Genomic DNA, 18,906 nt, shown 5'->3' with positions numbered 1-18,906 from the left:
GGCCGTTCCTGCGAGCCCCGCAGTCGCGAAGGAAGGTGGCCCCGTGAGCGCGAGGAGTGAGCCGTTCCTGCGAGCCCCGCAGTCGCGAAGGAAGGTGGCCCCGTGAGCGCGAGGAGTGAGCCGTTCCTGCGAGCCCCGCAGTCGCGAAGGAAGGTGGCCCCGTGAGTATCAACGCCACACCGACCGGCGCCGATGTCGCCGCCGAGGAGACCGAGCGGTCCACCAGCCGACCCGCCACCGTCCCTACGCAGCGCGGTGGCCGTGGCAAGCGGCCGTTGAGTGAGAACAAGAAGGCCGAGCGCAAGTTGGGCCTGCTGCTCTGCGCGCCCGCCGCGCTGGTCATGATCCTGGTGACCGCGTACCCGATCATCTATTCGGTCTGGCTGTCGTTGCAGCGCTTCGACCTGCGCTTCCCCGACCAGCGCGAGTTCATCGGGCTGGAGAACTACGTCACCGTGCTCACCAACGAGTTCTGGTGGACGGCGTTCGGGGTGACCATGCTGATCACGGTGGTCACCGTGGCCGTCGAGCTGGTGCTCGGCATGGGCCTGGCGATCATCATGCACCGCACCCTGGTCGGGCGCGGCCTGGTCCGGACCTCGGCGCTCATCCCGTACGGGATCGTCACCGTGGTCGCCGCGTTCTCCTGGCGGTACGCATGGACGCCCGAGACCGGTTACCTGGCCAACCTGTTCAGTGACGGCGCACCGCTCACCGAGCGGGCCAGCTCGCTGGCGATCATCATGCTGGCGGAGATCTGGAAGACCACGCCGTTCATGGCGCTGCTGCTGATGGCCGGGCTGGCACTGGTGCCGGAGGACCTGCTCAAGGCCGCCTCGACCGACGGCGCGACCGCCTGGCAGAAGTTCACGAAGGTGATGCTGCCGGTGATGAAGCCCGCGATCCTGGTCGCGCTGCTGTTCCGCACCCTGGACGCGTTCCGCGTCTTCGACAACATCTTCGTGCTGACCGCCGGCGGCAACGAGACGTCGTCGGTGTCGATGCTCGCCTACAACAACCTGATCCGGGGTCTCAACCTCGGCATCGGCTCGACGATGTCGGTGCTGATCTTCATCACCGTGGCGATCATCGCCTTCGTCTTCGTGAAGCTGTTCGGCACCGCTGCCCCCGGCAGCGACGACGGGGAGAGGCGCTGACATGGCCACCGGTACCGAAACCACCACCCGGGCGAAGCTGCGCTGGGGGCTGCTGGACGTCCTGGTGGTCGTCTTCGCGCTCGTCCCGGTGCTGTGGATCGCGTCGCTGTCGTTCAAGACGCCGGCCACCCTCACCGACGGCAAGTTCATCCCCCGCGAGTGGACGCTGGACAACTACAAGACGATCTTCGACACGGACCAGTTCGTCCGGGCCCTGGTCAACTCCATCGGCATCGCCCTGATCGCCACGCTGATCGCGGTGGTGCTCGGCGCGATGGCCGCGTACGCGATCAGCCGGCTGGACTTCCCCGGCAAGAAGCTGCTGGTCGGCGTGTCCCTGCTGATCGCGATGTTCCCGCAGGTGTCGCTGGTGTCGCCGCTGTTCGAGATCGAGCGGCAACTCGGCCTCTTCGACACCTGGCCCGGGCTGATCCTGCCGTACATCACCTTCGCGTTGCCGCTGGCGATCTACACGCTGTCGGCGTTCTTCAAGCAGATCCCGTGGGACCTGGAGAAGGCCGCGAAGATGGACGGCGCCACCCAGGGGCAGGCGTTCCGGCGGGTGATCGCGCCACTGGCGGCGCCCGGGTTGTTCACCACGGCGATCCTGGTCTTCATCTTCTGCTGGAACGACTTCCTGTTCGCCATCACGCTGACCTCCACCGAACGCGCCCGTACGGTGCCGGTCGCCCTGTCGTTCTTCACCGGCGAGTCGCAGTTCGAGGACCCCACCGGGGCGATCTGCGCCGCCGCGGTGGTGATCACCGTTCCGATCATCCTGTTCGTTCTCTTCTTCCAGCGCCGCATCGTGTCCGGTCTGACCTCCGGCGCAGTCAAGGGATAGGTGGTAGTCATGGCTGACATCGTGCTGGACAAGGTGAGCAAGAGTTTCCCGGACGGGACCGTCGCCGTGCAGGACGTCGACCTGGAGATCGCCGACGGCGAGTTCGTGATCCTGGTCGGCCCCTCGGGCTGCGGAAAGTCCACCACCCTCAACATGATCGCCGGGTTGGAGGACATCAGCTCCGGCGAGCTGCGCATCGGCGGGCAGCGGGTCAACGACAAGGCGCCCCGGGACCGGGACATCGCGATGGTGTTCCAGTCGTACGCGCTGTACCCGAACATGACCGTGCGGGAGAACATGGCGTTCCCGCTGCGGCTGGCGAAGCTGGACAAGGAGACCATCAACCAGAAGGTCGACGAGGCGGCGAAGGTGCTGGAGCTGACCGCGCTGCTGGACCGCAAGCCGGCCAACCTGTCCGGCGGCCAGCGCCAGCGGGTCGCGATGGGCCGTGCGATCGTCCGCCAGCCCAAGGCGTTCCTGATGGACGAGCCGCTGTCCAACCTGGACGCCAAGCTGCGTGTGCAGATGCGCACTGTGGTGTCCCGGTTGCAGAAGCAGCTCGGCACGACCACCGTCTACGTCACCCACGACCAGACCGAGGCGATGACCCTCGGCGACCGCGTGGTGATCATGCGCGGTGGCGCGGTACAGCAGGTCGGCCCTCCACAGGAGCTGTACGACCACCCGCGCAACCTGTTCGTCGCCGGGTTCATCGGCTCGCCGTCGATGAACTTCCTGCACGCCGCCGTGCAGGACGGCAGCCTGCACACCGCCCTGGGCGACGTGCCGCTCGGCGATCGGGTCCGCCGGGAACTGGAGGCGGCCGACGCGCCCCGCGAGCTGATCCTCGGCATCCGTCCCGAGCACTTCGAGGACGCCGAACTGGTCGACGACGACACCCGCCGCCGGGGCATGGAGTTCGAGGCGCCGGTCGACATCGTGGAGTCGATGGGCTCGGACAAGTACGTCTACTTCACGGTGGAGGGCGAGAAGGCCAGCGCCGCCGAGCTGGAGGAGTTGGCCGCCGACGCCGGTGCCGCCGACTTCGCCGGAGGCGGCGGCAACCTGGTGACCCGGCTGTCCGCCGAGTCCGCGGTCGCCGAGGGGCAGTCACGGCGGGTCTGGTTCAACCTGGAGAAGATTCACCTGTTCGACCCGGCCACCGGGCGCAACCTCACCCTGCGCGACGGTCGGGCGGCCGGGGCGCTCGACGACTGACCACGCGCTCGCGGCGCTCCGCGTTCCGCGCCACGCGCTCGCGGCGCTCCGCGTTCCGCGCCACGCGCTCGCGGCGCTCCGCGTTTCCGCGGGAAGATCATGCTCGATCGTTGTTGTCGTGGTGTCGGATCGCGCGGGACGCCACTACAACCAGGATGTAGCGCGATCTTGGCGAGGGCCGACGGGTTCGCCCGTCGGCCCTCGCCGTGTCCTGCGCCGTGCGCCCGGTCGTGGCAAGGTGGTCGAAGGTCGCGTCGTGAGGCGGGGGGCGGGGGATGAACCGACGACTGGCCGCGCTGGCGAACGCGCACGGCGTGTCCACCTGGTACGAGGACTGGCGGCACCGTCGCGTCGAGGTCGCACCCGACACCGTGGTGGGCGTGCTCGGGCTGCTCGGCGTGGACGCCACCAGCCCGGCTGCCATCGCCGACGCGCTCACCGCCGCCCGCGCGGTCGACCGGGGCGCACTCCCGGAGACGGTGGTGCTCGCCCACGGCACGACCCGGGGGCTGCCCGGCCCGGGCGTCGTCACCCTGGAGGACGGCGGCCGCCGTGCGGTCGACAGCGAGCTGCCGGGGGACCTGCCGTTGGGCTGGCACCGGTTGGCCTGCGCCGGCCGGGAGGCGACGTTGGTGGTGGTGCCCCGTCGGCTGCCGGTGCCGCCGCACACCTGGGGTTGGATGCTCCAGCTCTACGCGCTCACCTCGGATCGCTCGTGGGGCATGGGTGACCTCGGTGACCTCGCCGAGTTCACCGGCTGGGCCGGTGACACGGGCGCGGGGCTGGTGCTGCTCAACCCGCTGCACGCGGTCGGGCCGGCACACCCGGTCGCCGCCTCGCCCTACTCGCCCGCCAGTCGACGCTTCGTCAACCCGCTGTACCTGCGGGTCAGCGACACGGCCGCGTACCGTGCGGCGGACCCGGCCACCCGGGCGGTGGTCGACGCCCTGCGCCCCGACCGGGGGGATCTGATCGACTACGACCAGGTGTGGACGGCCAAGCGGCACGCCCTGGAGCTGCTGCACCCGTACGCCCAGCCGGTCGATCTTGCCGCGGACCCGGCGCTGGCCAGCTTCGCCACCTGGTGCGCGCTCGCCGAGCGGCACGGCAACGACTGGCGTGCCTGGCCGCGGGAGCTGCACCACCCGGACGCCCCGGCGGTCGCCGAGCAGCGCCGGCAGCTCGCCGACCGGGTGGCCTTCCACGCCTGGTTGCAGCACCTGTGTGACGAGCAACTGGACGCGGTCACGGCGGCGGCCCGGGCGGCAGGTATGCCGGTCGGGGTGGTGCACGACCTGGCCGTCGGCATCGACCCCGGCGGCGCGGACGGTTGGCAGCTCGCCGACGTGCTGGCCCAGGGTGTGCGGGTCGGCGCGCCGCCGGACGACTTCAACCAGCTCGGCCAGGACTGGGGTCTCGCCGCCTGGCGTCCCGACCGGCTCGCCGCCACCGGGTACGCGGCCTACCGGGACATGCTGCGCCGGACCCTGCGACACGCGGGTGGGCTGCGGGTCGACCACGTCGCCGGGCTGTGGCGGCTGTGGTGGGTGCCGCCGGGCGCCGGGGCGGCCGAGGGCACCTACGTGCGTTACGACGCCGAGGCGATGCTCGGCATCCTCGCGCTGGAGGCGCACCGGGCCGGCGCGGTGGTGGTCGGGGAGGATCTCGGCACCGTCCAACCCGCGGTGACCCGTGGGTTGCGCGGGCGCAACATGCTCGGCTCGACCGTGCTGTGGTTCGCCCGGGACGACGACGGTGGGTTCGTCCCGCCGGCCCGATGGCCGCGCAACGCCCTCGCCACGATCTCCACGCACGACCTGCCCACCGCGCCGGGTTTCCTCAACGGCGAGCACGTCCGGGTGCGCGACGAGTTGAAGCTGCTCGGCACCGACGTGGCGGTGGAGCAGGCCCGGGCCGCCACCGACCGGGAGCGGCTGCTGGACATGCTGCGCGCCGAGAGGCTGCTGCCCGAGCCGGCTGCGGAGCCCGGCCCAGGAGCGGCGCCCCCGCCGACGACGCCCGGGGGTGCGGCGCCGGGCCCGGCTGCGACACCCGACGACGGCGAGGTGGTGGTGGCGATGCACGCCGCGCTCGCGGCCAGCCCGACCCGGTTGCTCGGCGTCTCCCTCTACGACGTGCTGGGTGAGGTACGCCAACCCAACATGCCGGGCACGGTGGACGAGTATCCGAACTGGCGGCTGCCGCTGCCGAACACCGTGGCGGAGATCCGCTCGCATCCTCGGGTGACCCGGATCGTCGACCTGCTCACCGCCGCCCGGCCGCGACGGGTCGACCCAGCGCCGACCGAGGAGTGACGCCGCGCGGTCAGGTCAGCCAGTCGAAGCGGGCAGGCAGCCCGAGGAAGTCCGCGTACCGCATGAGCGCCTGCTCCACCCGGGCCCGCGCCGGGGCGTCGAGCGTCGTGAGCGGCTGGACCGTCACGGTGACCGCCGTGCGGCCGACCTTGCGCTTCCACACGCCCACCACCCGTCCGGAGCGGACCACTGTGGCCTGGAAGATGCCGTTGTTGCCCGGCACCACGGCCGCCTGGTGCGCGGGGTCCAGCATCAACGAGCGGTCCCGGTAGCCGAGCAGGTACTCGTCGAAGCCCGGCAGCACGATCATGTCGTCCAGCGGGGGAGGCGTGGTGTCGGCCAGCGCCGCGTCGACGTGCATCGGCTCGCCGTCGACCCGTACCGTGCTCAGGACGTCATCGGCGGCGGCCAGGCCGCGCCGCGCGTCGGTCAGGGTGAGGCCGGTCCAGCCGGCGAACTCGCGGGCGGTGACCGGCCCGTGCCCGCGGACGTAGCGGTGGGCGAGCAGGGCCAGCGCCTCGTCCCGTTCCAGGTGGCGTGACTCGGGCGCCCACTCGTCCAGCAGAGCGAAGGTCTGCTCGCTGCCCAGGTGCGGTGCCACGCAGGTCACCCCCCGCACACTCGCGTACCAGAGCAGGTGGTAGCCGCGCTGGCCGTCGGTGCCGATGCCGGCGCCGCGCAGGGCGGCGAGGCACTGCGCCCGGGTGAGCCGGCCCCCGCCGGCCAGGGCGCTGCCGAGGACGTCCACCGCCCGGTCCGCGTCGGCCTCGGTGAGCCCGAGTTGCGCGCGCCGGGTCGCCGCGCCAGCCAGCGAGCGTACGCCGGTCAGCTCCAGCATCCAGCGGGCGTCGGCGGGAGGGACGAAGTGGACGGTGCCCCGCATCGGCCAGGTACGCAGTGCCTCGCGTCGCTCCAGCGCCGCCTGCACGTCGGCGACGCTCTGCCCGGGTAGCCGGGCGCCCAGCGACCACAGGCCGCTCGCCAGATCCTGCGCCTGCATCGCGCCGAACCACTGGACCACCTCGGCGACGCCGCCAGGCTGAATGCTCGGATGTGGGCGCAGCAGCAGGCTCGTCATCCGCAGATCGAGCGCCTTGGATGTTGTGAGCTCTCTCGTCATCGGACTCCTTTCCCCGCGGGTGGTTGGGCCAGGTTAGGGCACCGGCGGACAGCGGGACCCACGGCGAGACGTAGATGTGCCACGATCTCTCCTGTCACCATCTGGTGCTGCAGCGGCACCACCGCGTCACTTCGCGCTTTGCGTGCGGGCAGCGTGGTTTCGGGTGACTTCACACGGGGTGAACAATTCAGTGCAGATTTCTTCCTGGAAAACGGCCATCGCCGGCGGTGCGGCTGTCGTGCTGGCCAGCGCCGCGGCCGTCATCGTGAGTCAACTTCCCTCCGCAGCCGAGGACACGCCGCCCTCGATCGTGGAGGACTACGCCTACCCGGGTGCCGCGCAGGTGCTGGCCCAGCGGGGCATCAAGCTGATCAAGGGTGACGGTCACATCGTCCTGACCGATTGTGGGTCGACCCCGCACAACCCGCCGGCCGATCTGATCCTGGTGCAGAGCAACGACCTCACGTTGCCGGGTGGCACCAACTTCTGCTTCAAGGCCAGCGGGGCCTCCGGTCTGCTCACCATGGAGATCCCCCAGGTCTACTTCCTCCGTGGCGACGGCACGCGCACGATCGCGGCAAAGGTCGAGGTCAAGGACGATCCGACCGTGGTCGAGGTCGAAGAGGTCCTACCCAGGGAGTGGCAGCCCGTCGGCGTTGGTCAGGACCGCGGCGATGCCACGATCCTCGAACTGCGTTACCCCTTCACCTCCTGAGGCGATGACCGGACGTCCCGGTGGGCTGGCATAACGGCCCAGGCAGTGGGAAGGCGGTCACCCGGAAGTGCGCGCGCCGCGCGTACGGAAGGGAGTCCCATGACTGCCGCAAGCGATTCGGCCGGGTCGCGGACCCACCGGGCGTCCACCACCGCCGCCAAGACCAGCGCGGCCGCCACCTTCGCGCTGGTCTTCGGGGTGGCTGGCCTGCTCAGCGTGCTGACCGCCATCCTCGCCTGGCTCGGGCTGGTGCTCGGCATCATCGGCATCATCCTCGGCATCGTCGGGTTGAAGATGGCCCGCCGGCCCGGGGTGACCGGCCGGGGCGTCGCCATCGGCGGCCTGGTCCTGAGCATCCTGGCCGTGCTGATCGGCCTGGGCCTGGCTGCGGGCATCACCACTTTCGTCAACAACGAGAGCGCGGTGGACCGCCTCCAGCAGCAGGTCGACGACCTACGCGACAAGCTCGACTGACGCCCGAGTGGGCTCGGGCACGCACCGGTGAGCGTGATGACTGTGAGGCATTTTTATGACCCACAGGTATCGCGCTCACCGGTGCAGGCCGGGCAGCCGGGCCCAGTAGGGTGGGCGTCGTGCTCCGCCAGGTCACCGCGATCCGCTACGTCACCCCGCTGCGGGAGGGTGGGTCGCTGCCTGGCGTGGTGGAGGCCGACGACCTGGGCACGTACGTGGCGAAGTTCCGCGGTGCCGGCCAAGGCCCCAAGGCGCTGATCGCCGAGGTGATCTGCGCTGAGCTGGCCCGCCGCCTGGAGCTGCGGGTGCCGCCGCTGGTGGTGCTCGACATCGACCCGGTCATCGGGCGGGCCGAGCCCGACCAGGAGGTGCAGGAGCTGCTGCGCAACAGCGGCGGCGCCAACCTGGGGATGGACTTCCTGCCCGGGGCGCTCGGCTTCGACCCGGTGGCGCACCCCGTCGACGCGGCGCTGGCCTCCCGGGTGCTCTGGTTCGACGCGTACGTGGAGAACGTCGACCGGAGTTGGCGTAACCCGAACCTGCTGGTCTGGCACCGGGAGCTGTGGCTGATCGACCACGGGGCCTCGCTGTACTTCCACCACAACTGGCCCCGGGCCGAGGCGGCCGTGCACCGGGCCTACCGGGCTGAGGACCACGTGCTCGCCCCGTACGCCTCGCGGTTGGCCGAGGCCGACGCCGACCTGGCCCCCCGGATCACCCCGGAGCTGCTCACCGAAGTGCTCGCCCTGGTGCCGGCGGCCTGGCTGACCGCCGCCGACTTCGAGACGGCCGACGCCGCGCGGGCCGCGTACCTGGAGCACCTGTCCCGCCGGGTCGCCCGCACGGCCGACTGGCTGCCGCAGGGGAGCGCGGCATGAGACAACCCTTCGAGTACGCGCTGATCCGGCTGGTGCCCCGCATCGAGCGCGGCGAGCAGATCAACGTCGGGGTGTTGCTCTACTGCCAGCAGCGTGACTTCCTGGCGGCGCGTACGCACCTCGACGCCGACCGGGTCCGCGCACTGGCGCCCGACGTGGACCTGCCGGCGGTGGCCGCGGTGCTCGACTCCCTGGACCGGACGTGCTCCGGCGACGGGCCGGCGACCCGGATGCGGCTCGGCGAGCGGTTCCACTGGCTGGTGGCACCGCGCAGCACGATGATCCAGACGGGTCCGGTGCACACCGGGCTCACCGCCGACCCGGCGGCCGAGCTGGACCGGCTGATGGCGGCCCTGGTCCACTGAGATCGTCCGCCACCCGGGGGTGAGCAGGCTGAACGGCCCCTGATCGCGCTACGCCAGCGCCGTTGGTGGCGGAGCGCGATCCCCCGTTCAGGTGCCCGGTGCGGGGCGGCGGCGGAAAGCCACCGGCACCGATGGGATCAGGATCGTCGTCCTCGCGGTGCGTAGGGAGCCAACCACCGGGAAGTTGCGGAAAACTTGAGCCCGCCGACCGGTAGGTGGGATCGTCCGGGCGCTGCCGTTAGAGATCGCGCGCGACGGGTAGTCGCGAGAGCTGACCCGAGACGAGATAGGGGAACATCTGATGGCTGCCCAGACCAAGGTAGCGGTGATCTATTACAGCGCCACCGGCATCACGTACCAGATGGCTCAGGCGGCCTGCGAGGCCGCCGGGGACGCCGGCGCCGAGGTGCGTCTGCGCAAGGTGCGCGAGCTGGCGCCGGACGAGGCGATCCGCTCCAACTCCGGCTGGCAGGCGCACCGCCTGGAGACCCAGGACGTGCCCGAGGCGATGGTCGACGACCTGTCCTGGGCCGACGTGGTGATCATGGGCGCGCCGACCCGGTACGGCATGGTCGCGGCCCAGCTCAAGCAGTTCATCGACACCACCGGCCCGCTCTGGGCGCAGGGCGCGCTGGCCAACAAGGTCTACTCCGCCTTCACCTCGACGGCGACCTCGCACGGCGGGCAGGAGACCACGCTGACCTCCCTCTTCAACGTCTTCTACCACTGGGGCGGTGTCGTGGTCACCCCCGGCTATACCGACACCAGCCAGTTCATCGCCGGCAACCCGTACGGCGCCTCGCACACGAGCAACAACGGGGAGATCGCCCCGGACGCCGTGGCCCTCGGCGCGTGCGCGCTCACCGCGCGGCGTGCGGTGCTGCTGGGCACCGCGCTGAAGGCGGGCCTGGCCGGCTGACGGCGGAAGTGACCGGTGGCGCGGGCGGGGGCTCTCGGCCCGTCCGCGCCACCGGTCGATCCAGCCCTACCCCAGGGTGCGGCGACTATGCGCGTCCGCCGGTCGCGGACAGCTCGTCCGCGCGCGGCGCCGGCAGCAGGTCGGTCAGCAACTCGGTCAGCACAGCCAGCCCGTCCGGGCTGAGCACCGACTCGGGGTGGAACTGCACCCCGGCGAAGCCGCGCCCCCGGAGGGCGTGCACGGCGCCGTCGCCCGGATCCCGGGCCAACTCCACCGGCCCGTACGCGGTGTCCAGCCGGTCCGCCTCCGCGCGGGCGGTGAACGACGAGTAGAACCCCACCCGCCTGGTCCTGCCGAACAGCGGCACCTCCCGCTGCAACCCCTGGTAGGGCGCGTCCCTGCGGTGCAGCGGCAACCCCAGCTGCCCGGCCAGCACCTGGTGGCCGAGGCAGACGGCGAGGGTGGGCCGGCCGGTCGCCAGCAGCCCGGCCAGCAGCTCCCGTAGGGCCACCATCTTCGGCTCGTCGGCGCTGCCCGGGTCACCCGGCCCGGGACCGGCCACCACCAGGTCGTAGCCGTCGACGGAGCCGCTCGCGTGCCACGGTCGGGTGGTCACCGCCAACCCCAACGCGCCGAGCTGGTGGGCCAGCATGCCGGTGAAGGTGTCCTCGGCGTCCACGATCAACGCGCGACGGCCGACCAGCCCGGGCAGCCCGGGCGCGTCCGGTGCCCGCTGGTCCAACCAGAACCGCGCCAGCGGTGCGTTGCGCGTCGCCAGCGCGTCGCGTACCGCAGGGTCGTCGGCCAGCCGTGCGACCGGCTCGCGGCCCCGGTCGGGCGCCGCCGGCCCGAGGCCGAGGGCGGCCAGCACACCGGCGGCCTTGGCGTGCGTCTCGGCCACCTCGCCGGCCGCCGTCGAGTGCCGGACCAGGGTGGCGCCCACCGGGACCCGCAGCCGGCCGGCGGGGGAGATCTCGGCGGTACGGATCAGGATCGGGGCGTCGAGCGTCTGTCGGCCGGCCTCGTCGTGGCCGAGCAGGGCCAGCACCCCGGAGTAGTAGCCGCGGCCCCGGCGCTCGTGTCGGGCGATCACCCGGCAAGCGTTCTCCATCGGGCTGCCCGTCACGGTGGGGGCGAACATCGTCTCGCGCAGCACCTCCCGCACGTCCCGGGTGCCCCGCCCGGCGAGCAGGTACTCGGTGTGCGCCAGGTGCGACATCTCCTTCAGGTACGGGCCGATCACCTGGCCGCCGTGCTCGGCGACGGTGGCCATCATCTTCAGCTCCTCGTCGAGCACCATGTACAGCTCCTCGACCTCCTTCGGGTCGTCGAGGAACCGCAGCAGCGCCTCCCGGTCCGGGGTGTCACCGGCGCGCCGGAAGGTGCCGCTGATGGGGTTCATCATCACCAGTCCGTCGTCGACGCTGACGTGCCGCTCCGGGCTCGCGCCGACCATCGTCCGGGTGCCGGTGTGCACCACGAACGTCCAGTACGCGCCGCGCTCGGCGACCAGCAGCCGGCGCAGCGCGGCCAGCGCCGCCACCAGCGGTGGGCCCTGCACGGTGGCGTGCATGGTGCGGTGGATGACGAAGTTGGCGCCCTCGCCGCGGCCGATCTCCTCGGCGAGCACCCGGTGCACGATCCGTGCGTACTCCTCGTCGGTGATGTCGAACGCGGCGTCGACCGTGCGGACCTGCTCGTCGGGCAGCATGGCCAGGGCGTCGGCCAGGGCGATGCGTCGATGGTCGCGGACCTGGAGGCACTCCAGCGGGGCACCGTCGTCGACGCAGGCGAAGCCGCGTTCGGAGATCTGCCGGAACGGCACCAGGGCCAGCGTCTGCGGGCCGGGTGCGCCGGGCGTCAGCGGGATGTCCGCGAGTCGTTCGACCGTGTCGACCACGCCGGTGAACAGCTCCAGCTCGTCTGCGCCCTCACGACGGAGCAGGGCGAAGGGACCAGGGTCGACACCGCGGGCGATGGCGGCGAGCAGGTCGGGCAGGTGGGTCATCGGGGTCTCCGTCGGGCTGGGCGCCGCCGTCGTGGCGGCCATCCGGCCGGGAGATCCGGCGGCCGCCTGGAGGGCGGCCGCGTGGATGGAGCTACGCGCGGAGGGTGGCCGCCGGGTCGGCGGGCCACCAACTGGTCAGATGCGCGAGCATGTGATCCACCCTACGCGCCCGCTGCCCGGTTCGCACCGGGTAACTTGACCGGCGATGAACATTCTCGCGCTCGATCTGGGCACCTCCTCGGTACGGGGGTTGGTGCTGGACGGGGACACCCGGCCGCTGCCCGGTGCCCTGGCCCGGCGCAAGGTCGACCTCGCCATCGGCGACGACGGCACCGGTACGCTGTCCGGTCCCGACTACCTCGCCTCCCTGGTCGAGTGTCTGGACGAGCTGGCCGACGGTGAGCACCTGCACGACGTCGGCCTGGTGGCGGTCTCCGCACAGTGGCACTCGGTGCTCCCGCTGGACCGCGCCGGTGCCCCGATGGGCCCGGTGGTCACCTGGCTGGACACCCGGCCGGTCCCCGTCGGCGGCACGGCGGGGCCGTCCGACCCGGACGGCTTCCACCAACGCACCGGCTGCTGGTGGCACCGTTCGTACTGGTCGATGCGCCTGCCCTGGTTGCGCGAGCAGTCCGGCAGCCCGATCGCCCGGTTCGTCGGCCTACCCGAGTACGTGCTGGGCGAGCTGCTCGACACAGCGCCCATGTCGATCTCCCAGGCCTCCGGGACCGGCCTGCTGGACCTGCGCACCCTGCGCTGGGACGAGGAGGCGCTGACCCTGGCCGGGGCACGGCCGCAGGATCTGCCGCCCCTCGGCGACCTGGACTGGAACGGCCGGCTCCGAGCCGACCTGGCCGCCCGCTGGCCGCAGCTGGCAGAGGCCCGGTGGTCACCGCCGGTCGGCGACGGCGGTGCGTCGAACGTCGGTTCGGGCTGCGTCGACCCGAGCCGGGCCGCCGTCACCGTGGGCACCTCCGCGGCCGTACGGCTGATGCAGCGGATCCCGGCCGGTGAGCCGATGCCCCGGCTCCCCGAGCGGCTGTGGCGTTACCGGGTCGACCACGAGCACGTGGTGACCGGGGCGGCGTACGCCTGCGGGGGCAACCTGTTCGCCTGGGCGGACCGGGAGCTGCGGTTGCCCCGGGGCGCGGAGCTGGACGCGGCGTTGGCGCTGGTGCCGACGGGCGGTGGCCGACCGGCCGACCCGCGCTTCGGCGGCGACCGGGCTCCCGGTCTGGCGCCGGCGGGCAGCGGCGAGCTGCGTGGCCTCAGCTTCGGCACCACCTCGGTCGACATCCTGGCTGGGCTGATGCAGGGGTTGTGTGACCTGGTCACAGAGGATCTCGCCGTGCTGGAGTCCACCATCGACAAGCCGGTCGGTGTGGTGCTGGGCGGGGGTGCCGTGGCGGCGTCGGTGTGGTGGCGGCAGGCCTTCGCCGCCGCGCTCGCACCGCGGCCGGTGTCGCACCAACGCAACCCGGAGATCGGCGCCACCGGTGCGGCGCTGGTGGCACTTGGCCGGTTCGGTGACGCGATCGGCCTCGCCGACATCGGCCGGACGGACGAGCTGGTCCTGCCGACCACGGCAGGACGTTCCCACCCGCAGTATCCTTCCTGAACTTTCGCTCAACCCGACCCGTTGACAGCGCAACGATGCCTGGTTGGATGGACTGCGCTCCCCGGACCGCGGTGGACGCGGTAGGACGGAGGAGGCAGGGTGGCGGTAGGTCCCGACCCGGCGAACGGCGCGGTGTCGAACCATCGCCGGCGACGCTTCGACGTCCGAGTGGTGCCGCACCGGCGGCGCTCGCCGTTCCGGCTGCGGGACTGGCGGATGAGCACGAAGCTCGCCACCGTGCTGGTGGTGCCGTCGATGGCGTTCCTGCTGCTCGCCGGTGTGCAGACCAGCGCGCTGGTGGGGCGGACGACGGCGTTGAACGACTTCTCTCGTCAGGTCGGCATCGGCCGGCAGATCACCGCCGCCGTGCACCAGCTCCAGCAGGAGCGCGACCGCTCGGCGGGGGAGCTGGGCGAGCTGCGCAGGGGCGGTGACCGGGAGACCACGGCGACCGACCTGAAGCCGTTGCAGACGGCCACCGACCGCGCCCTCGCGGACCTGCGCCGGGCCGCCGAGCCGCTGGCCGACGCCGACGCGTCCTGGCGGGTCGCCTTCTCCGAGGCGCTGGAGGCGTACGACCAGGTGGTCGACATCCGGCCGGCGATCCCACCGGCGGTGCTCAGCAGCGAGACGATCCTGAGCAACTACCACCGGGCCGTCGGCGCGCTGCTCGACCTGCTGGCCGAGCCGACCCCTGGTCAGGACCAGCCGGCGTTGAACGACGCGGTGCTGCGTTACGTCCAACTGGCCCGGGTCAAGGAACTCTCGTCCCGGGTGCGGGCCCAGCTCTACGCCGCCGCCCGTGCCGGCGGGTACGGCACCGAGGACCGGGTGCTGCTCACCGATCTGCGGGCCCAGCAGCTGACCGCGCTCGGCGCGTTCCGGGTGGCCGCGACGACCGAACAGGTCCGCCGGTACGACGAGACGTCGGTGGCCCCGATGTTCGTGGTCGCCACCCGGCTGGAGGAGCGCAGCCTGCCCGCTGGCGACCGGACGCCGGAGGTGCTGCCGTCGGAGCAGTGGTGGGGGGCCAGCCAGCAGCGTCAGGAGCTGCTGCGCCAGCTTGAGGCGGGTGTGCTCGATGACGCCGTGCGGCAGGCCGACGACGCCAGCGACGGGCAGTTGCGGGACACCCTGCTGGTCGTCGGCGGGGTCGTCGCCGTCCTGCTGGTCGCACTGCTGATCTCGTTGCTCGTCGGGCGTTCGGTCGCCCGGTCGATGCGGTTGCTGCGGAGCCAGGCGCTCCGGATCGCCCAGGTCGAGCTGCCGGACGCGCTGGACCGTCTGAAGACCGTCCGAGGCGGAGTGCCGGGCATCGAGGTCGCGCCGGCCGTGGTCCGCTCGCTCGACGAGATCGGTGAGCTGGCCGAGGCGTTCGTGGCGGTGCACCGCAGTGCCGTCACGGTCGCCGTCGAGCAGGCGCTCATGCGGCGCAACGTCAACGCGATGTTCGTCAACCTGGCCCGCCGCAGCCAGGTGCTGGTGGAGCGCCAACTGGAGCTGCTCGACGACCTGGAACGCGAGGAGAGCGACCCGGACCAGCTGGAGAACCTGTTCAAGCTCGACCACCTGGCCGCTCGTATGCGCCGTAACGACGAGAGCCTGCTGGTGCTCGCCGGCACGGACTCCACCCGCCGGTGGAACCGGCCCGTCGGTCTGGGTGCGGTGCTGCTGGCCGCGGCCGCGGAGATCGAGCAGTACCAGCGGGTCCGGATCGAGGCGGTGGCCGACGTGCACGTGGTCGGGCACGCCGTCGGTGAGCTTGTGCACCTGCTGGCCGAGCTGCTGGAGAACGCCACCGCCTTCTCGCGCCCGGACACCAGCGTGGTGGTGACCGCCCGCGTCGACGCCGGGGGCGCGCTGATCGAGATCGCCGACCGTGGCCTGGGCATGAGCCCGACGGCGTTGACCGAGGCGAACGCGGTGCTGGCCAGTCCTCCGGCCGCGGACGTCGCGGCGGTCGAGCGGATGGGTCTGTTCGTCGTCAGCCACCTGGCGTCCCGGATGGGCGTACGGGTGCGGTTGGACGACCACCAGGGCGGCCTGGTCGCCCGGCTCGCGTTGCCCGCGGTGTTGCTGGCCCCGGCGGGCCCGGTGGAGCTGGACCCGCCGGCGCCGGCCCGGATGCTGGCGACGAGCGCCGCCCGGGGAGTGGCCCGGCAGCCCGGGCCCTCGCGGGACGCCGGTGGCTCCGGGCCGGGCATCGAGGCACGGGACATGCCGGTGGCCGGTCGCGCACCGGGTGTCGCCGTGCCGCGCCAGGCCCGCCCGGTGCCGGTGCGCGCCCAGGACGTGTTGACCCCGCCCGCCGCCGGGGACAACGGCGGGGGCTGGTGGTCGCGGCAGGATCCGTCCGCGCCGGTCAGACCGGCGCCGGCGGTGCCACCGGCGATCCCGGTCACCGCCGGTACGAACGAGCGAGGGCTGCCGATGCGGGTGCCGATGGCACAGCTGAGCGCGGTCACCCGCTCGGCACAACCGACGTCGGCACCGACCCGCACCGACCCGGACCCGGAGGCGGTCGGCGGCATGCTCTCCCGGCTCTACAGCGGAGTGCGGCGCGCCGAGGCCGAGGACACCACCGAGATACCCGTGCCACCGTCCGGGGGGCACGACGAAGGGGGACGACGACAGTGACGACGTTGAGCCAGGAGGCGCGTGACCTGAGCTGGCTGGTGAGCGCGTTCGCGGAGCGGGTGCCGGGCGTGGCGCACGCGGTGGTGGTCTCCTCCGACGGGCTGCTCGTGGCGATCTCCGACCACCTGCCCCGCGACAACGCGGACAAGCTCGCCGCGGTGACCTCCGGGCTGATGAGCATCACCGCGGGCGCGGCCCAGATGTTCGACGGCGACGTCGTCAAGCAGACGGTGGTCGAGATGGGCCGCGGTTACTTCCTGGTGATGCAGGTACGCGACGGCTCGATCCTGGCCACGCTGGCCGCGGGCGACGCGGACATCGGTGTGGTGGGTTACGAGATGGCCCGGCTGGCCAAGCAGGCGGGGGAGATGCTCACCCCGGCGCTGCGGGCGGAGTTGCAGCAGGCGCTGCCCCGCTGACCGACCCGGCCGGTCCCGGACGGTCACCGGCTCACCGGAGCCGAGCCGTCCGGGCCCGGCTGTCCGGGAGGCGGTTGGTCAGAAGCCGCCGTCAGCGATCACGGAGCGGTACCAGGTGGCGCTGCTCTTGAGCACCCGCCGCTGGGTCGGGTAGTCCACGTAGACCAGCCCCCACCGCTGGTCGTACCCCTCGTTCCACTCGAAGTTGTCCAGCAGCGACCAGACGTGGAAGCTCTCCAGCGGCACGCCGGCGGCGATGGCCCGGTGCGCGGCGGTGAGGTGGTCCCGGAGGAAGTTGATCCGACCGACGTCGTGGACGGTGCCGTCCACGGCCAGCGTGTCCGGTGTGGGCAGCCCGTTCTCGGTGACGGTGAGCGGAATCGGGCCGTAGTCGTGGGTGACCCGGGTCAGGATGTCGTACATGCCCTCGGGGTAGATCTGCTGCCACTCGGCTTCGGATGTCGCCCAGCGGTGCTCGGTGCCGCCGTCGGCGGTGACGTAGATCGGCGTGTAGTACTGCACGGCCAGCAGGTCGATCGGTGCGGAGATGATCGCCAGGTCGCCGTCGCGGATGCCCCGGACCATTCGGCTCTGCGGGCCCAGGTCGGCCAGCACGTCCTCGGGGTAGCTGCCCTTGAACAGGGAGTCGAGGTAGAGGCGGTTCTCGTAGCCGTCGTAGAGGCGGGAGGCCGCCGCGGCCTGCGACGAGTCGTCGGCGGGGTAGCAGGGGTGCAGGTTGAGCGCGGGGCCGATCCGGCTGGCGCTGCCGGTGGCCCGCAGCGCGCCGACCGCGAGCCCGTGCGCGAGCTGTAGGTGGTGGGCGACCAGGTAGGCCGCGTCCGGGTCCTGCCGGCCGGGGGCGTGGTGGCCGACGAGGTAGCCGTTCTGCACCACGGTCTTGGGCTCGTTGATGGTGAGCCAGGCCGGCACCCGGTCGCCGAGGGCCTCGAAGACCGCGTCGGCGTAGTCGGCGAAGCGGAGGGCGGTCTCGCGCGACTCCCAGCCGCCGGCGTCCTGCAGTGCCTGCGGGAGGTCCCAGTGGAACAGGGTCGCCATCGGGGTGATGCCGCGTTCGTGGAGGCCGTCGAGAAGCCGGCGGTAGAAGTCGAGCCCGCGCTGGTTGGGTGCGCCGGTGCCGTCGGGCTGGATCCGTGGCCAGGAGATGGAGAAGCGGTAGCTGCGCAGCCCGAGGTCGCGCATGAGGTCGAGGTCCTCGGCGTACCGGTGGTAGTGGTCGGCGGCCACGTCGCCGGTGTCGCCGTTGCGGGTGCGCCCGGGGACGCGGCTGAAGGTGTCCCAGACCGACTCGCCGCGGCCGTCCTCCTTGGCAGCGCCCTCGATCTGGTACGCGGAGGTGGCCGCGCCCCAGCCGAAGTTGTCCGGGAAGCGCAGCGGGCCGGCGGGCCCAGTAGGTATCGACATGGATTCTCCTCATGGATACGGGGCCACCGCCGAGATTCGGGAGCGCTCCCATGATAGGGCAGGCGCGGCCGGCCGGTCATCCGGCCGTCGTGGCGGTCGGTGCTGGCGTGGTGGAGGCGGGTCTGGCCCCGAGCAGCGAACGAGGCCGTCCGGGCGGCGCAACGCGCCTGTCCCGTCGGCCTCTTTTCCTATCGTGTACGGGGGTTTAGTGTGGGGACGGGGGAGGGCAACCCCCGTCCCCACCGTAACTGCACACACACGGGCGAGATTTGGGTCCTGCCGTGCGTGTCGCGCGGGAGCCGGGCCACGCGAGTGGCTCTGGTTCCACCTCCCTCCGTGGCGGAGCGATGGCTGACGACGGCGTCCGGGCTGGCCCGTCGTCGGCCCTCGGTTCGGGTCCCCGGGCTCGTCAGAGACGGTCCCGGCGATCTTCTATTTGGAACCTTGTCGATGGAAGCGCTCCCATCGACCGATGTTGCGACTGTAACGCCCGTCACGCCTTTGTGAAAGACCCAAAACGAGATCGAAACAACGAGCTGATCCGCCGCCGCGTGCGCTTGTTGTGGGAGCGCTTCCATGGCACACTGTCGATTCAACGCGACAGGAGCCACATCGCGTGAGTGCGGGTCCACCGAGGGCAGCCGGCGGCACCACCTCCGGTCACGGTCACCCGAGCGCAGCCGACGGGACCCCCTCCCGTGCGGGCCGCCACCGCCCCACCCCGGCCGGGCCCGGGGAAGACCACCTTCCCGGCGCCTCGAATTCCCCGCGTACCACCACCCTCGCGGGCAGGCGCC

Annotated in this window: 15 protein-coding genes; 12 read left to right on the top strand and 3 right to left on the bottom strand. The window is 72.1% G+C overall.

The window, feature by feature from the left end; translation table 11 throughout:
- The first annotated feature begins 161 nt into the window (after positions 1-161).
- The 4 genes from LADH09A_RS22305 to malQ all read left to right on the top strand — a co-directional run bounded on the left by LADH09A_RS22305 (position 162) and on the right by malQ (position 5,534).
- Positions 162-1,157 carry a carbohydrate ABC transporter permease gene (locus tag LADH09A_RS22305; protein WP_308194657.1) on the top strand — a complete coding sequence of 332 codons (996 nt, stop codon included), beginning with the start codon at positions 162-164 and terminating at the stop codon, positions 1,155-1,157.
- 1 nt (position 1,158) lies between these two features.
- Positions 1,159-2,001, top strand: a complete 843-nt coding sequence (locus LADH09A_RS22300; RefSeq protein WP_099855591.1) for a carbohydrate ABC transporter permease — start codon at positions 1,159-1,161, stop codon at positions 1,999-2,001.
- 9 nt (positions 2,002-2,010) lie between these two features.
- Positions 2,011-3,219, top strand: coding sequence for an ABC transporter ATP-binding protein (locus LADH09A_RS22295; RefSeq protein ID WP_238647410.1), 1,209 nt, complete (start codon positions 2,011-2,013; stop codon positions 3,217-3,219).
- 275 nt (positions 3,220-3,494) lie between these two features.
- Positions 3,495-5,534, top strand: coding sequence for a 4-alpha-glucanotransferase (malQ, locus tag LADH09A_RS22290; RefSeq protein ID WP_238647409.1), 2,040 nt, complete (start codon positions 3,495-3,497; stop codon positions 5,532-5,534).
- A gap of 10 nt (positions 5,535-5,544) precedes the next feature.
- Here the strand turns inward: malQ and LADH09A_RS22285 are convergent, their stop codons facing one another.
- Positions 5,545-6,654: a winged helix DNA-binding domain-containing protein gene (locus tag LADH09A_RS22285; RefSeq protein ID WP_238647408.1), complete on the bottom strand. Its 1,110-nt coding sequence runs from the start codon at positions 6,652-6,654 to the stop codon at positions 5,545-5,547.
- A gap of 190 nt (positions 6,655-6,844) precedes the next feature.
- On the opposite strand from LADH09A_RS22285, the gene LADH09A_RS22280 reads away from it, so the two are divergent.
- The 5 genes from LADH09A_RS22280 (at position 6,845) to wrbA (ending at position 10,005) form a co-directional block, all read left to right on the top strand.
- Positions 6,845-7,369, top strand: a complete 525-nt coding sequence (locus LADH09A_RS22280) for a hypothetical protein (RefSeq protein ID WP_238647407.1) — start codon at positions 6,845-6,847, stop codon at positions 7,367-7,369.
- A gap of 99 nt (positions 7,370-7,468) precedes the next feature.
- Entirely contained in the window at positions 7,469-7,843 is a 375-nt protein-coding gene (locus LADH09A_RS22275; protein ID WP_238647406.1) for a hypothetical protein, read from the top strand.
- A 119-nt stretch (positions 7,844-7,962) separates the two neighbouring features.
- The gene (locus tag LADH09A_RS22270) at positions 7,963-8,721 is read left to right on the top strand and encodes a HipA family kinase (RefSeq protein WP_238647405.1); all 759 of its coding nucleotides are present in this window, start codon (positions 7,963-7,965) and stop codon (positions 8,719-8,721) included.
- Positions 8,718-9,086 carry a DUF3037 domain-containing protein gene (locus LADH09A_RS22265; RefSeq protein ID WP_238647404.1) on the top strand — a complete coding sequence of 123 codons (369 nt, stop codon included), beginning with the start codon at positions 8,718-8,720 and terminating at the stop codon, positions 9,084-9,086. The genes LADH09A_RS22270 and LADH09A_RS22265 overlap by 4 nt, the downstream gene beginning before the upstream one ends.
- Positions 9,087-9,387: 301 nt before the next feature.
- Entirely contained in the window at positions 9,388-10,005 is a 618-nt protein-coding gene (gene wrbA, locus LADH09A_RS22260) for an NAD(P)H:quinone oxidoreductase (RefSeq protein ID WP_238647403.1), read from the top strand.
- 85 nt (positions 10,006-10,090) lie between these two features.
- On the opposite strand, the gene LADH09A_RS22255 is transcribed toward wrbA, so the two are convergent.
- On the bottom strand, positions 10,091-12,013 hold the full coding sequence (locus LADH09A_RS22255) for an anthranilate synthase family protein (RefSeq protein WP_238647402.1): 1,923 nt from the start codon (positions 12,011-12,013) through the stop codon (positions 10,091-10,093).
- A 205-nt stretch (positions 12,014-12,218) separates the two neighbouring features.
- On the opposite strand from LADH09A_RS22255, the gene LADH09A_RS22250 reads away from it, so the two are divergent.
- The 3 genes from LADH09A_RS22250 (at position 12,219) to LADH09A_RS22240 (ending at position 16,687) form a co-directional block, all read left to right on the top strand.
- Entirely contained in the window at positions 12,219-13,631 is a 1,413-nt protein-coding gene (locus LADH09A_RS22250) for an FGGY family carbohydrate kinase (RefSeq protein WP_238647401.1), read from the top strand.
- Positions 13,632-13,730: 99 nt separating this feature from the next.
- Entirely contained in the window at positions 13,731-16,268 is a 2,538-nt protein-coding gene (locus LADH09A_RS22245) for a sensor histidine kinase (protein WP_238647400.1), read from the top strand.
- Entirely contained in the window at positions 16,265-16,687 is a 423-nt protein-coding gene (locus LADH09A_RS22240) for a roadblock/LC7 domain-containing protein (RefSeq protein ID WP_184176599.1), read from the top strand. Before LADH09A_RS22245 ends, LADH09A_RS22240 begins: the two co-directional genes overlap by 4 nt.
- Before the next feature lie 78 nt (positions 16,688-16,765).
- Here LADH09A_RS22240 and LADH09A_RS22235 read toward each other — a convergent pair whose 3' ends face one another.
- Positions 16,766-18,109 (bottom strand): GH1 family beta-glucosidase, encoded by a 1,344-nt coding sequence (locus LADH09A_RS22235; protein ID WP_238647399.1) that lies wholly within the window; start codon positions 18,107-18,109, stop codon positions 16,766-16,768.
- Positions 18,110-18,906 lie beyond the last annotated feature (797 nt).

It is taken from the genome of Micromonospora cabrerizensis, assembly GCF_022230955.1.
GTDB classification, from domain to species: domain Bacteria; phylum Actinomycetota; class Actinomycetes; order Mycobacteriales; family Micromonosporaceae; genus Micromonospora; species Micromonospora cabrerizensis.
The sequence above is the reverse complement of the archived record's forward strand: the minus strand, read 5'-3'. Positions and strand labels throughout refer to the sequence as shown.